Origin of the sequence: uncultured Thiodictyon sp., from assembly GCA_903837595.1 — a bacterium.
GTDB lineage: Bacteria > Pseudomonadota > Gammaproteobacteria > Chromatiales > Chromatiaceae > Thiodictyon.
Genome location: CAILVI010000552.1, coordinates 15,126 through 29,008, shown reverse-complemented (window position 1 = coordinate 29,008; position 13,883 = coordinate 15,126). Strand labels below are relative to the sequence as shown.

The window sequence follows — 13,883 nt, the reverse complement described above, 5'->3', positions numbered from 1 at the left end:
GTTGGTTCCGGTGGGCCTCGGTTCATCCGCGTGGCCGTTCTCAAGGACTCGAATCAAGCTCCTATTTTATACCACTTTTGATTATATTTCAAAGCGTTAAATGTGACGAAGTAGAACTAAGCGATGGCTGCCAGGAATGACCTTAGCCAGGGACATCGCCACCGCCGGGCACCTGGCAGGCGCACATTTCTCGCCTCCGGGATTGTGAATCTTGGATAATGAGTCACCAGACTCCCTTATGGGGTGTCAGTGATGACCCGCGTCAGGGGTCGAATAAAGGCGATGGTGACCAGCCCACACGATCGACTGGTGGATGTGAAGTCTGCGCTTCTCGGGGGGGCGCTATGTATCGTTGGATTCACGAAACCAAGAATCGCTACTACCAGGCACACCTACTCCAGGATCTGTTCGGCGAGTGGACCCTGGTCAGAGTCTGGGGCGGACTGGGATCGCACCAGGGCGCGGTACGCACCACGGGTGTGTCATCCTATGCGGATGGACTGGCGCAGGTCCAGGCGATCGGAAAGCGGCGTCGGCAGCACGGCTATCTCCCCGTGGTGGACGCGTATTCAGAAGAGAACGGGTAGGGCGCTTCACGTGTTCTACAAGAAGACGACCGATACCCCGCTGCCTGGCAACTGGGAGGTCGTCGAGGCCGACAGGTTGAATCTGCTGGAGGCATGTTGAATGGCACATAGCGTCGCAATCCAATGTCTGGTCGTCGGCGACCCCGCGCCCGGGCCGGTGCTGGCGCCGGTAGAGTTGACTTTGACGGTGGAGCAGATCAGCGTCCGCGAGCTCATCGGTCGCGCCGTGACGGAGCAGATTCAAGCCCTGGCCAGGCAGCACCAGGCGAACACCAAGGTGATACAAATGGCCCTGGCCCGCCATTATCTGACGGCCAAGGATGTGGAGGTGCAGGCCGAGGAGGGCCGCATTCGTTTGGTGAGGCCGCCGAAGCGGGGCCCCGCACCGCCTCTGGATACCGAACAAGAGATCGCCAAGGCCCTGGATGGGTTCGAGAAACGGGTATTCCGGGTGGTCGTCGACGGCGTCATGCTGGGCTCCCTGGATGACCGGGTCGCACTGGAACAGGATGCCAAGGTCTTCTTTCTGCGGCTGATGCCGCTGGTAGGTGGGTGATATGTGGCAGGCCAGCACCGAACAGCAAGCACGGATCAAGGCCCTGGTCGCGGCCTTCACGGCGGAGGTGCCGACGCTCTGGGACTTGTCGCAACAAAGCTGGTGGGACCCCGATGTCAAGCAACCGGATCCCTGTCGGGGGCTGGTCGAGCGGCTGGACGGGCGTTTCGGCGGGGCCACGCTGGCCGAGGCGATGCCCGAATTCCTGGCGTTTCCGGACGCTAACGACTTGCCCAAGCACTGGCCAGAGGGCGATGAGCCGGGGCGGCGTACGGCCCAAGTCGCCCTGTTTGTCGCCACCGAATGGGTGGCCGCCCACGGCGATGGCTATGCCATTGGCCTGATCGCCGAGCGTCTGCGCCACCTCCTGGCCCATCTCGAGGATGACCCCGAGGTCTGCGACAAGGGGCTGGCCGATCGCCGGAGTTACGGACAGTTCTACACGCACCATATAGAGGGTTGCACCCGCCTGCTGGCGCGGCTCAGGGATAGGCCCGCGGCGCTGGACCAGATCGAGGACCTGCTACTGGGTCGCTGGGACGGCCCGATCTCTCTGCCCGATACCGTTGCGCACTGGCCCCTGCAAACGACCCGCTACGAGTTTGGTCGGCAATGGTTGGCGCGGGCTTTGGCAGAGGAGCCTCGCTATGACCCGCAAGAGGAGGACGACGGGCGGGAACGAAGCTGCCTGGAGCGTCTGTACAACGCGGGGAGGCTGGACTACGACGGCTTCGTCCAATTCTTTCGCCATCTGCCCGATCTGGTGCCCACGCACCTCTTCGGCTGCGGTCCGGAAGAGGTCGCCGAGCAGACCGCCTTTGAGCGGGTGCTGTTCGAGTTCAACGAGCGGCTGGTCTGGGACGCAGCCCAGGCATGGAATGAGGCCACCATTGCGGTGCTCAAGGAATTTCGCCGCGAACCCCGGGGCGCGCGCTGGCTGGTCAAGGCCTGTGAGCACACCCAGGCCCTGGGCCTGTCCGCCATCGCCGAAAAGGACTACTCGGATACCTCCATGCGGGTGCTGAGAGGGCTGGCGGGCATCGACAGCCTGACGCCGGACGAAACCCCGGAGGCAGTGGCCGAACAACTGCGGCGCTTCGACCAGAAGACCCTGCTGGCGGTGCTGCCCCTGGCCAATGCCGGGGAGGACGCGGTGCTGCGTGCGCTGGACTGGGAGGATACGAGGCCCTTCTTCGACTGGCTGCGCGAGACCGCTCGGCACCCTCCCGAACAGCGTGGCTTCGAGGCGGCCAATGACGTATCCAACAGCGACAATCCCGACAGCGGTGTCGTGGACCGGCGAAGACTGCTGGACATGCTGGAGGCGGTAGGGCCGACACGGGTCAAGAAGCTGGTGGCGGCCTTCCGGGGCGCCAAGCTGCCGGTGGGCAACATCCTGACCCTGCTGGAAGCGGCGGCGGGTTGGAACCGCAAGAAGGTCGAGACCGCCGTCGCCAAACACGGCCAGATTGCCATCAAGGCTTACGGCCTCCTGCCCCTGGAGCGGGGAGGGCAAGAGGTCGTGGAGCGTTACATGCTGTTCAAACAAGTGGCCAAGGAGTGCGCCAAGTACGGTCCCGAACGGCAGGCCAACACCCGTGCGGCGGCACAGGCGGGCATCGCCAATCTGGCCCAAACCGCCGGCTATCCCGATCCGGTCCGGCTGGAATGGGACATGGAGGCCCGCGTTGCCGACGAGGGGGTGCCGCTGGATCGGCGCGAGGCGATCGACGACTGGGAAATTGAACTAACCCTGGATGGCCTGGACGCCAAGCTGCAAGTCCTCAAACAGGGTAAGCCCCTCACGACGGTGCCGGCGGGGCTGCGCAAGCTGGAGCGGTTCCTGGCCTTCAAGGCGACCCAGGCGCGACTCAAGGCCCAGGTCTCACGCTTCCGGGCCACCCTGGAAGGGATGATGACCGAAGGTGACACCTTGGGGCCGGAGGACTTGCGCAGCCTGGCCGGCTTACCCGTCGTCAGCCGGTTGCTGCAAGGACTCATCCTGCGCACCGAGACGGGGCACTATGGCCTCTTTGACCCGCAGGGCCCGGGCCTCAGTGGCCTCGGGGGTGCGCGGATGGTCATCAACGGCGAGGTCCGCATCGCCCACTCCCAGGACCTTTTCGGGGACGGCCTGTTGCCCGACTGGCAGCGCGAGGTCGTGCAGCGGCGGCTGGTCCAGCCCTTCAAACAGGCATTTCGCGAACTCTATGTCCTGACCCCGGCGGAAGAGGACACCCACACATTCTCCAACCGCTTCGCCGGGCACCTGCTTAAGGCCAATGTCGCCAGCCGACTGTTGCAGGCGCGGGGCTGGACGCTCAGCAGCGGTGACTTCGCCGAGGTGAGCAAACCGTTTCGCAAGGCAGGATTGGTCGCCGGGTTCGACTTCCCGGACGCGGGCCACTATCTGGCAGAAACAGATGCGGTGACCAGCGACCAGATTCGCTTCCTGGGCCATACCCACCAGCCGGTGCCGCTGAAAGAGGTGCCGCCGCTGATCTTCTCAGAGGTGATGCGGGACGCCGACCTCATCGTCTCCGTGGCCCAGGCCGAGGAGGGGCAGGGCATCTGGTCCCCGGAGTCCTTCCAGCGGCGGGCCGAGCTCGTCACCGCCCTGGTGGGCGACCTTGGTCTGAAGGGCGTGCGCTGCGAGGGCCACTTCGCCCACATCATCGGCAAGCGCGCCAGCTATCGGGTCCATCTGGGCAGCGCCGTCATCCACATCGATCCGGGCAACTATCTCTGCATCGTTCCCGACCGCACGGTCAGTGCCACGGCGGACGTCCTCTTCCTGCCCTTCGCCGACGCCGAGCCCAAGGCCAGCGAGGTGATCAGCAAGATCTTGTTTCTGGCGAACGATGACCAGATTCGCGACAAGGGCATTCTGGTCCAGATCGCGGCGTCCAAACCGGGGTAGGTCCACCATGGAAAAGCCGCGGCCGGGAACCCGGGCGCGGAGGTAGCTTGGGTCATGGCAGAAGCCTGATGCGGACGGCGACACTGGCGGGACGTGACGGGATCGTGAAGCTCTCGCCATCGCGCCACCTTGGTACGAAGTTGCGTGCCCAGCGGCTGGCTGGATGGCCAGACTGCCCGGGCACGACCATGAATCGGCTGCGCTCCAGGTCTGCAAGGTCGTAGACACCTCGGAACGAGGCGCCATGCACGTCCTCGAAGGAGCCGTCGCGCACGCCGCCGCGGTTCACCGTCGAATCGCCGCCATCGGCGGCGATCCGCGCTTCGATCAAAGGTCCCAGCACCGGGACGGCGCGCAGCACCGGGTGGGCGAACACCGCCTCATGCGCAGCCCCCCAGCGCCAGGCGGCCGGATCGGGGCCGAAGCGGCGGCGCAGCGACGCCAGGGCGGTGTCGAGGCTGGTGCGCAGCATGGCCTGGCAATCGCCATGGCATAGCGGTGCCCCGGCCGGCGAAAGCGCATGGCGCACCAAGTCCGGCCAGGGAGCCACCGCGGCCAGGCCGCTGTCGGGTACCTGGTTGGCCGCCAGCAGCAAGCGGGTGAATTCCTCCATCCAGGCCACGAAGATCAGCGGCTGTCCCGCGGCGCGGCCCATCCGGCCATCCCAGCCATCCAGCAACCCGGTCAGGGGCTGCAACAATGGCAGCAGGTCAGCGGCGGCGAGATCGAGGCTATCATTCTGCATCGCGGAAAAATCGCCCGCGGTGGCTTTCGGCGAGGCGTCCAACATGGCACGGATCCGCCGGGCGCGGTCCTCGCCGCACCAGTCCCGGCCGAGATTCGTCGGAAAATCCGCCGTCGCCACCCGCTCATTGGCATTCACCAGCCGCCCGCTGGACGGCGCCACGACATGGGGGAGGTCCGCACCGAGCGCCCAACCGATCCAGTCCTGGCTGCCATCGTCGCCCCGCGCGGCGAACGCGCCGTCGCCGGATTTGCGCAGCGGCACGCGGCCAGTGACGAACAGGCCGATCCCGTGGCGGTCGGCCACCAGCAGGTTCTGCACCGGGGCCGTCATGCGCCCCGCCAGCGCCCCGGCCTCGGCCACGCTGCCGGCGCGGTTGAGCGCCAGCAGCGCGGCGCAGGCGCCGTCGCCGGGCATCAGATTGGCCAGCGACAGCGCCAGGATCTGCCCCCCGGCCCCGGTTTCCGCCAGATCGCTCACCACCGGTCCATGCCGGGTGGCCCGCACGCGCAGGACCTCGTCCGGCGCCCCGCGCACATGGATCACCTCCTCGCGCACCGCAAACGGGCGGGGCCCCTGCTCGGTTAGATAGCCATCGCCGGCCGGGGTTTCGATGAACAGATCCTGCACATCGGCGCCAGTGTTGGTGAAGGTCCAGGCAATCCGGCCGTTATGGCCCATGATCAGAAACGGCAGGCCCGGCGCGGTGGCGCCCGCCAGCACGCCCGACGGGGTTTCGATGCGAGCCAGGTACCAGATGCCCGGCAGCCCATAGCCCAGATGCGGATCGCCGGCCAGCAGCGGCCAGCCAGTGGCGCTGTGTGTGCCATCCACCGCCCATTCATTGCTGGCGCTGGCCGGCAGGGTGAACGGGTCCGGAAAGCGCGGCAGCAGCGCGGCCAGCCGCGTGGCTGACTGCGCCAGCGCGGGCGCCACGGCGGCCGGCGGTGCGGCCAACGCAACGCCGGGCCACAGTGCCTCGATCTGCGCCCGGGTCAGATGCCCGGCCAGCGACAGCCGCGCCAGCTCCACCCGCCAGTTGCCGGACAGATAAACGCCCATGGTCTTGCCCCAGAGCAGGCTGTCCTGCGGCGTCCAGGGGCGGGGCGCACCCAGCACGGCGAATTCCAGGGCCGCGAACCGGCCCCGCGCGGCGATCCAGGCGTTCACGCCGGCGGCGTAGCGCTCCAGCATCATTCGCACCTGTGCGGGCAGCTCGGCCAGATCGGCTTCGGTCGCCTGGCGCACGCCCATGGTGCGCATCAGACGATCGAGCCTCAGCGTCGCCGGGCCGGCGATCTCGCTCAGTTCGCCGCGCATCGCCCGGCGCATCAGGTCCATCTGGAACAGCCGCTCGCGCGCGTGCAGGAAGCCCATGGCCGCCGCCGCGTCCGCCTCATTGGCCGCCGCCACGCGCGCAATGCCGTCGCCATCAAGGCTGGTCTCTACCAGTGCGGACAGCCCGGGGATCGACGCTGTGACCGCGCCCACCGGCAGGGTCAGCCACACCAGTGCCGACACGCAAGCTGCCGCCAGCAGCGCCAAGCCGCCCAGCCCCCACAACGCCACATATGCTATCCGTCCCATGGATCTAAGGTAGCGCTTCCCATCCCAGGGGAAAAGGGGCGCGCTTGCCAATGTCGACGCCACCCTCGGCCAGGCGTCCGACGTCACCGCCGCTTTGCAGAACTGGAGGTCGCCCGCCAGATTCGCGCGGTCATGGCCACCTGCACCCCGGCGGTGGAACTGATTTCCATCGACGAGGCCTTTCTAGACCGTGGACCTGCGCGGGTTGTCGCCCACGCAGCTTCAAGCGCATCTGGGGTCGCGGGCCGCCATCAACCTTTACCAGCAGGCGCGGGGCATCGCCTCCTGCCGGGTCGGCGAGCAGACCGCCCGCCAGTCACTCTCCCAGGAGACCACCTTCGGTGTCGACGTGACCGATCCCGGCGTGCTGCGCGACACCCTGCGCGAACTGGTGGCCGTGGTCGCCGCCACGGCCCGCCAGGAGGGGATCGCGGGGTGCACCGTGACGCTGAAGCTCCGCTTCTGCGGCTTCGAGCCCCACACTCGGCAGCGGCGGCTCCCGCGGCACAGCGACGACGCCCGCACCCTGTTCGCCGCCGGGCACTGGCTGGGCAAGCCTTTGCGCCTGATCGGCCTGGGGATCGCCGATCTGGGGACCCCGGAGCCGGTCCAGCCGGATCTCTTCGATGGCGCGGCCGAGCGCCCTGCGGACAGCGAGCGGGAGCGGCGTCTCACGGTCGCGGTCGACCGCATCCACGCTCGCTTTGGCGCTGGCGCCCTGCGCCGAGGGCTGTCCGTCACGGACCCTGTGGACGCGGCCCACTGCCTGGGCGAAACACCAGCGGGCTAGAAACAACCCCTTGCCAAGATTGATTTTGCAGGCGTCTTCTCAGACACTTGCCAGCCATGCAGCGCCTTGGGTGGGGGCCTGTGCGTCGCGCCTTGAGTCGATTTCTACCCACGACGATGTGAGAGAAAGTTGGCCGTGACAAGAGCCGACATGGCAGAATACCTGTTCGATGAGCTTGGGCTCAACAAGCGTGAGGCCAAAGACCTCGTCAATAGCTTTTGGTTCTGTTGGATTTCCCGTAGAAGCATATCTTCATAAAAACAGGTAGATAGGCCCCGGTGACGAAAATTTAGCGACGGTAGTGGCAACGGCCCGAGGCGCTGTAAGTCTTTGATTTCCTATGCGTACAACTTGTATCCAAAAGGATCCAAATAGATGCGTTGAAAGAGATGTCCTGTGTTGAGAATACCGTAGCAACGCCGCTTAATCACCTTAATGTTGCGTGCCATAAGCGTCTTCACGAAGCCATCAAAACAGCGAACCTCACTGTGCTTGACGCGGGCCGCCCAGCCGTTGAGTAGATGCTTGGCCTGAACTCGAGGAATATCCTTATCGAAGATCGCTGTCAGTTGATCGCGAAACAAATGAGCCTGCTTCAATCCCGGCGAATATTCAAACAGTTTCTCCAGAATAGTCTTTTCCTCGTCTGTCAAATCCGTTTCTTTCTTGCGTAACGCCCACGTCGCACCCTTTAATTTCTTGTAATCTACTGTCGAAAGTATTCGCTGAAGACGTCTCAATTCTTTCTTGCGTAGATTCTCGAGCCCTTTACGATAGAGCTTAGCGACATGAAAGCGATCCGCAACGATACGGACTCTTTTTCCGAACACTTCCTTTACGGCATTGATAAAACCATCATATATATCGGAAAAAGACGTACCGTACGGATATTCGTAACTGTTTGGGGATGCTCAATAAAAACTGCTTCACGGTGTGTTTGGTACGATCTTTCAACACCCCAAGCACTTGGATCTTATCGTCGCTGCGACCAGTAACGATGGCCACAAAATCCTGATTTCCTTTCTTTAGCGAAATCTCATCAATGCCCAACACATCTAATTTCTTAATACTCTCCCAGTTGACCGATTTCTCGATATTGCGGTCGACGACGCCACTGACTAATTCGTAGCTAACTTTTTCCTTGATTGCTACATCCGCGATGGTGCTGTTGATGCAGGACAGTAATATGCGCTGCTCAAAGGCTTTCGTGAAACCGCTCCTGCGCGTGAACCAGCGGACGTGCTGGGTTGTCGTTGGTTGACCATCGCAATCACATTGATATCGCGGCAAGCGAATTCGCAGATAAACTTGCTTCCCAAGAATATCTAAGTGGCGCCATTCTATAAATTCACCATGGCCATTCAACTTATCTATTCTCTTTCCGCATTTGTGACAATGCGTGCCTTTTTCCGTGCTTATCACAGTGAGGATGTAATTTCCGCTTCTATCTTCAAAGGCATCCTGGATTTGAATATTTGGTAGATCACTTAACAGCCCCATAGCTTGCTTAAGTGACGTGATGTTAGACTCGATGGTGCCCTCCAGTTCTTCGTAGGATCATGTAAAAGATTGATATTGTAACCTACTGAGATCCCGGAGAGCCGGAACTGGACCTGACCGTCGGGGTCATCCTCGCCTCGATAAGCCCACCTCCGGTATGCGGGTGTTCGCCTTCAACCCGGCGCCGTCTGAGTTGCGCATCGCAATGGCGGGAATTATAGTATACGACGATCTTGCGTAAATTGGCGCGCTGCATACCGCTGGCTTCCAATCACTCTGCACGTTGAGGCCGTTACCGATGAATGTGTTAGCGACGAGCATGGCGATCCTGATTGCTGCCCCCGTAGCCGCGCAGACCCCCGGCTGGAGCTTCGCCGTCTCGCCTTATGCCTGGGTACCAGGAATCACGGCCTCCGTCGGCACCGCATGGGGCACGGTTGGCGTCGGGAAGACCGGCAGTGAGGTGCTCTCCAAGCTCGATCTCGCCTTCATGGGCGCGTTTGAGGCGCGGAAAGGTCGCTGGGGCCTGATCGCCGACCTGTTCTACGCCGACCTCTCCCAAAGCCGCGCTACGCCGCTCGGTGTGCTTTTTTCGCAGGCACGGATCGAGACCAAAGCCAGCGCGCTGAGTGGCTATGCCGCCTACCGGCTTGGACAGAACGAAAAGGTCACGCTTGACCTGATGGCAGGCTTCCGGGCCAACTCCGTCGACCTGAGCCTGTCCCTTTCGCCCGGGTTGCTTCCCGCCCAGCGCTTGCGCGTGAGACAGACGTGGGTCGACCCGCTGATCGGCGGCCGCGCGCGCGTCGCGATCACCGATCGGTGGTTCGCGACCGCCTTCGCTGACGTCGGCGGATTGGGTGCCGCCTCCGATCTGACCTGGCAGGGGCTCGCGACCCTTGGCTATCAATTCAATGAACGCTGGTCGGTTGAGGGCGGTTGGCGCTACGTTTCGATCCAGAAGAGGATCGAAGGGCGCGACGTCGAGACCGACTTCAGCGGTCCCTTGCTCGGCGTGACGGCGCGGTTCTGATTCAGTGGCCTATACGGCCACGTGTTTCTCCATTGATGCGTCCACCTTCCCATGTCTGCGGAGACGACTGCATGACGACAACCTCGACTCAGGAAATAGCGATGAAGGCGACCCGACCTCTTTTCGGATTGATGATCGCCGCCGGTGCCGCCGTGGCATTGGGCCCGCTTGCCCTCGCCCCGGGCGTGGCCCAGGCGCAGGCGGCGAACCCGGCTGAAAAACACTTCGACCCCAAGGGCGACCTGCCGTCGGCCTACACGATTGAATTGCGCAAAGGCGTCTCCGCCACGCTGCCGTTCGAGGACAAGCGTGACTTCGACGAAGCCAAAAAGGGCTTCATCGCCGAGCCGCCGTTCCTGAAGATCATGGCCGACGCCGGCAACGTGGCCTGGGACATGGGCAGCTACCAGTGGCTGCTCCAGGGCAAGGACTTCCCGAGTATCCATCCGTCGCTGCAGCGGCAAGCCGTGCTGAACATGGCCTACGGCCTCTACGAAGTCCTGCCGGGCAAGATCTACCAGGTGCGCGGCTTCGACCTAGCCAACATCAGCTTCATCAAGGGCGATACCGGCTGGATCGTCTTCGATCCACTGACGGCCAAGGAGACCGCCCGGGCGGCGCTCGACTTCATCAACGAGAAGCTCGGCAAGCGCCCGGTGCTGGGCGTCGTCTACTCGCATTCGCACGTCGATCACTTCGGCGGGGTGCGTGGCGTCGTGGATGAGGCCGACGTGGTTAGCGGCAAGGTCAAGGTGATCGCGCCGGAGGGCTTCATGCAGGCAGCGATCGAGGAGAATGTGTTTTCCGGCAACGCGATGTCGCGCCGCACCCAGTATTCGTACGCCGTCCTGCTGCCGCGCGACCCCTTCGGTCACGCGGACCAGTCGATCGGTAAGAACGTGGCCAATGGCAACGTCGGGCTGATCGCGCCGAACCTCCTGATCAAACAGGACTTCCAGGAAGTGACGGTCGACGGCGTGAAGATGGTGTTCCAGAATACGCCCGATACCGAGGCGCCGGTCGAGATGAACACCTGGTTCCCGCAGTTCAAGGCCTTCTGGGCGGCCGAGAACATCACAGGCACGATCCACAACATCTATACGCCGCGCGGTGCGCCGGTGCGTAATGCACTGAACTGGTCCAAGCAGATCAACGTGGCGCTGTACAAGTTCGGTCAGGATGCCGAGGTGATGTTCGCCTCCCACAGCTGGCCGCGCTGGGGCAACGCGCGCATCCAGGAAGTGCTGCGCACGCAACGCGACACCTACGCCAACCTCAACAACCAGTCGCTGCACTATGCCAACCTGGGCGTGACCATCAACGAGATCCAGAACGTCTACCAGCTGCCGCCGAGTCTGTGGAAGCAATGGCCTGCGCACAGTTACCACGGGTCGGAACAGCACAACAGCCGCGGCGTCATCAACCGCTTCCTCGGCTACTGGGACGGCAACCCGGTGAACATCGCGCCGCTGTCGCCCAAGGACTCAGCACCACTCTATGTCGAGATGATGGGCGGAGCGGACAAGATCCTGGCCAAGGGCAAGGAACTCAATGACCAGGGCAAATATCTCGAGGCGTCCGAGATCCTGAACAAACTGGTCTTCGCGCAACCCGGAAACCAGGCGGCGAAGGACCTGCTGGCGGACGCCTACGAGCAACTCGGCTACCAGAAGGAAAGCCCGACGCTGCGCAACATCTATCTACAGGGCGCCTACGAGCTGCGCAACGGGCTGCCGCGCGGCACGGCGCAACGGTCATCCGGACCGGACATGATCCGCGCAATGTCGACCGAGAACTGGCTCGATTTCATCGGCATCAGCATTGACCCGCGCAAGGCCGATGGCCTGCGTTTCACCATCAACCTGGTCACGCCCGACAACGGCGAGAAGTACCTGATTGAGATGAGCAATGCAACGCTGACCAACATCAAGGGCGAGCAGGCGAAGAACCCGGATCTCACCATCACCCTCAATCGCGCCGACCTCAACCAGGTGATGATGGGTACGACCAGCTTCGATGACCTGATCAAGGCCGGCAAGGCGACGTTTGCCGGTGATCGCAAGCCCTTCGACCAGCTCAGGGGCCTCCTGATCAGGTTCGCGCCGAACTTTGAGATCCTGCCGGGAACCGCGGCCCCGACGACAGCGGCGTCGGATTCGAAGCAGAATGAGGAAGCCAACCCGTTCAAGTTGCCTGATTTGATGCCGGCAGACGCGGCCGGCGACTGACGGCACAACGACACCTAGTACCTTACACTGCCGAATCTTGCGCCCGTTCAAGCCCCGAAGGGGCGCGGCATACTAGCCCAGGGCAACGCCCTGGGTATAGCGTATAACAGACCCCCAGCCCTGAAAGGACGTGACATAAGGAGCCCCACTGTTATGTGACGCCCTTTCAGGGATAGGCCGAATAAACAACGCTAACCCAGGGCGTTGCCCTGGGCTGATAGGTGCGACCCCGTTGGGGTCGCTATGCAACATAGGGTTGAACGGGGTACTAGCCTGCTAGACAGTCAGTTCCCCGACGAGAACGCTCCGTGGCAGTACCGAGATCGCCATGTCCTCAGCCACACTATAAATGCGCCGCAGCTTGTCGAGTATCTCGATCTGCACGCGGTGCTTGAGCAGGCGGTTGGGATCGTCCTGAGCGAGACGCGCGGCCTGTTGTCGGTGCAACTCGGCAGTGAGCTCCAGGATCGCGTTGCGATTCGCAACAACGGTCTGCGCCGCCCGCTCGTCACCCTCCAGCACTGCCCGCAGCGCGGCATGCGCTGACTCCTGTATCCGCTTAAACAAACGTTTCAGCAATTCGGCGGTTTCTTGCGAAGGGGCGATATCCGCCTCCTTTAGGGTTCGGGCCAGCGGTGCCAGTTCGCGGCTGATGGCGGCGCCCATATTCTCAATGTCGCCGGTGGCGGCAACCAGCCGTGCATGCTCGTCCGCCTCCAAGTCACTGAGCTCGCCACGCCCGACGTGCTGAAGATAGGTGAGCACCGCTTCGCGCAGCACCACGACCTGGTCATACTGCTGAGACAGTTCGCTGAGATCCCCTGTTTCAAAGGCCGACTTGACCTTTGCCAGCATCGCCTCGGTCAGCTCACCCATGTGCCCGAGCTCGAGGCGCGCCCGCTCCAAGGCCATCGCCGGCAGCCGGATCAATGTGTCGTCGAGATACCTGGGGCGGATGATGGCCCTCTCATCAACCGCCCGGTCTGGGATGAGCTTGCTGGCCATCTTCGCAAACAACGCGGCGAACGGCAGGAAGATCAGCGTGTTGGCAGTGGCCCAGATGGTGGCGGCGTTGGCGATCTGGCGCGGCACCTCTTCGGCGAGCCGCTCCACGCCCTGCAGATGCGCGGCCACCGGCGAAACCATCTCCGCGAACCCCGCGAGCTGTGCGATGAACGGCAGCCAAATCACAGCACCCAAGACATTGAACAGGACGTGCACGGCGGCCGCGCGCTTGGCATCCTGTGGCTTGCCGATCGCGGCCAGTATCGCCGTGATGCCGGTTCCTATCTTGGCCCCGAAGAGGATCGCGATACCGGCCGGAAGGGACAGCAGCCCCTGGGTCGCCATGACGACCGCGAGCCCAATGGTGGCCGAGGACGATTGCACCAGGGCCGTAAAGGCCGCGCCGGCTAGCATCCCCAGGACCGGGTTCTGCAAGGATTGCAGGAGCTGCGCAAAACCCTCGTGCGTGCGCAGCGGCGACATGGCCGAGCCCATCACCGCCATGCCATAGAAGATCAGGCCAAGCCCCATCAACATGGCGCCATAGTGGCGGGCCACGCCCTGCTTCCACACGGAGGCCATGAGAAACCCGATGGCGATCAGCGGATAGGCTAGGGCGGTGGTGTTGAACGCCACGATCTGCGCCGTCACCGTGGTCCCCACATTGGCACCGAAGATCACCCCGACCGACTGCACCAAGGTCATGAGCCCGGCACTCACGAAACCCACCACGAGGACCGTGGTCACCGAGGAGGACTGGATCACCGCGGTCACGATGGCGCCGGTGATGGCACCCAATACCGGATTTCCTGTCAGCTTTGCCAACAGCGTGTTCATCTGCTTGCCGGCGGCAGCCTTCAAGCCGTCGGTCATCTTCTCCATGCCGTACAGGAACAGCGCGAGCCCACCGAGCAGCTCGATGGTCATCGTCA

General features: G+C 63.3%; 10 protein-coding genes and 1 pseudogene. 7 read left to right on the top strand and 4 right to left on the bottom strand.

Annotated features, from left to right (window positions below):
• Nucleotides 1–344 precede the first annotated feature (344 nt).
• The 3 genes from QZY44_RS33445 (at nucleotide 345) to QZY44_RS33435 (ending at nucleotide 4,063) form a co-directional block, all read left to right on the top strand.
• A complete protein-coding gene (locus tag QZY44_RS33445; protein WP_295457994.1) occupies nucleotides 345–587 on the top strand; it encodes a WGR domain-containing protein in 243 nt (80 codons plus the stop codon).
• A gap of 100 nt (nucleotides 588–687) precedes the next feature.
• On the top strand, nucleotides 688–1,143 hold the full coding sequence (locus QZY44_RS33440) for a hypothetical protein (protein ID WP_295457991.1): 456 nt from the start codon (nucleotides 688–690) through the stop codon (nucleotides 1,141–1,143).
• Nucleotide 1,144: 1 nt separating this feature from the next.
• Nucleotides 1,145–4,063, top strand: coding sequence for a DUF4132 domain-containing protein (locus tag QZY44_RS33435; protein ID WP_295457988.1), 2,919 nt, complete (start codon nucleotides 1,145–1,147; stop codon nucleotides 4,061–4,063).
• A 52-nt stretch (nucleotides 4,064–4,115) separates the two neighbouring features.
• On the opposite strand, the gene QZY44_RS33430 is transcribed toward QZY44_RS33435, so the two are convergent.
• Complete coding sequence (locus tag QZY44_RS33430; protein WP_295457985.1) at nucleotides 4,116–6,353, bottom strand: penicillin acylase family protein; 2,238 nt, start codon at nucleotides 6,351–6,353, stop codon at nucleotides 4,116–4,118.
• Between the two features lie 232 nt (nucleotides 6,354–6,585).
• Here QZY44_RS33430 and QZY44_RS33425 point away from each other — a divergent pair, with 232 nt between their 5' ends.
• Together QZY44_RS33425 and ihfA are read left to right on the top strand one after the other, a co-directional pair.
• Nucleotides 6,586–7,185, top strand: coding sequence for a hypothetical protein (locus QZY44_RS33425; RefSeq protein ID WP_295457982.1), 600 nt, complete (start codon nucleotides 6,586–6,588; stop codon nucleotides 7,183–7,185).
• 129 nt (nucleotides 7,186–7,314) lie between these two features.
• Nucleotides 7,315–7,407, top strand: a pseudogene (gene ihfA, locus QZY44_RS33420) (integration host factor subunit alpha); the annotation flags it as partial.
• 116 nt (nucleotides 7,408–7,523) lie between these two features.
• Here the strand turns inward: ihfA and QZY44_RS33415 are convergent.
• Nucleotides 7,524–8,015: a transposase gene (locus QZY44_RS33415; protein ID WP_295457978.1), complete on the bottom strand. Its 492-nt coding sequence runs from the start codon at nucleotides 8,013–8,015 to the stop codon at nucleotides 7,524–7,526.
• 25 nt (nucleotides 8,016–8,040) lie between these two features.
• The gene (locus QZY44_RS33410) at nucleotides 8,041–8,685 is read right to left on the bottom strand and encodes a transposase family protein (RefSeq protein WP_295457976.1); all 645 of its coding nucleotides are present in this window, start codon (nucleotides 8,683–8,685) and stop codon (nucleotides 8,041–8,043) included.
• Nucleotides 8,686–9,004: 319 nt separating this feature from the next.
• Between QZY44_RS33410 and QZY44_RS33405 the strand changes: the two genes are divergently transcribed.
• The gene (locus tag QZY44_RS33405; RefSeq protein WP_295457973.1) at nucleotides 9,005–9,718 is read left to right on the top strand and encodes a hypothetical protein; all 714 of its coding nucleotides are present in this window, start codon (nucleotides 9,005–9,007) and stop codon (nucleotides 9,716–9,718) included.
• A gap of 71 nt (nucleotides 9,719–9,789) precedes the next feature.
• Nucleotides 9,790–11,946, top strand: coding sequence for an alkyl sulfatase dimerization domain-containing protein (locus tag QZY44_RS33400; RefSeq protein ID WP_295457971.1), 2,157 nt, complete (start codon nucleotides 9,790–9,792; stop codon nucleotides 11,944–11,946).
• Nucleotides 11,947–12,222: 276 nt separating this feature from the next.
• Here QZY44_RS33400 and QZY44_RS33395 read toward each other — a convergent pair whose 3' ends face one another.
• The gene (locus QZY44_RS33395) at nucleotides 12,223–13,878 is read right to left on the bottom strand and encodes a Na/Pi cotransporter family protein (RefSeq protein WP_295457968.1); all 1,656 of its coding nucleotides are present in this window, start codon (nucleotides 13,876–13,878) and stop codon (nucleotides 12,223–12,225) included.
• Nucleotides 13,879–13,883 lie beyond the last annotated feature (5 nt).

Bases quoted from the DNA above. Each gene is read 5' to 3' on its own strand.
- QZY44_RS33440 (WP_295457991.1), top strand. From the start codon at position 688: ATGGCACATAGCGTCGCAATCCAATGTCTGGTCGTCGGCGACCCCGCG.
- QZY44_RS33445 (WP_295457994.1), top strand. From the start codon at position 345: ATGTATCGTTGGATTCACGAAACCAAGAATCGCTACTACCAGGCACAC.
- QZY44_RS33395 (WP_295457968.1), bottom strand. From the start codon at position 13,878: ATGACCATCGAGCTGCTCGGTGGGCTCGCGCTGTTCCTGTACGGCATG.
- QZY44_RS33400 (WP_295457971.1), top strand. From the start codon at position 9,790: ATGACGACAACCTCGACTCAGGAAATAGCGATGAAGGCGACCCGACCT.
- QZY44_RS33405 (WP_295457973.1), top strand. From the start codon at position 9,005: ATGGCGATCCTGATTGCTGCCCCCGTAGCCGCGCAGACCCCCGGCTGG.
- QZY44_RS33435 (WP_295457988.1), top strand. From the start codon at position 1,145: ATGTGGCAGGCCAGCACCGAACAGCAAGCACGGATCAAGGCCCTGGTC.
- QZY44_RS33410 (WP_295457976.1), bottom strand. From the start codon at position 8,685: ATGGGGCTGTTAAGTGATCTACCAAATATTCAAATCCAGGATGCCTTT.